This is a genomic window from Streptomyces sp. NRRL F-5122, from assembly GCF_001507435.1.
GTDB classification, from domain to species: domain Bacteria; phylum Actinomycetota; class Actinomycetes; order Streptomycetales; family Streptomycetaceae; genus Streptomyces; species Streptomyces lannensis.
Genome location: NZ_LMWH01000186.1, coordinates 1 through 304 on the forward strand (window position 1 = coordinate 1; position 304 = coordinate 304).

Annotated in this window: 1 pseudogene; it reads right to left on the reverse strand. The window is 68.4% G+C overall.

Annotation, left to right across the window (positions count from 1 at the left end):
- Positions 1-304 (reverse strand): annotated as a pseudogene (locus ADL25_RS19255) (6-phosphogluconate dehydrogenase); the annotation flags it as partial.

The window sequence follows — 304 nt, forward strand, 5'->3', positions numbered from 1 at the left end:
GCCGAACTGGTTGCGCAGCGCCGCGATCATCTTCATCTGGGGCGAGTCGTCCTGGCGGGACGCGAACCGGGCGAACAGCGAGGCGGTGATGGCCGGCAGGGGCACGGCGTTGTTGATGGCCGCCTCGATCGTCCACCGGCCCTCGCCGGAGTCCTCGGCGTATCCGCGGAGCTTGTCGAGGTGCTCGTCCTGGTCGAGGGCGTTGACCGCGAGGTCGAGCAGCCACGAGCGGATGACGGTGCCCTCCTGCCAGGAGCGGAAGACCTCGCGGACGTTCTCCACGGACTTGACCTTCTCCAGCAGT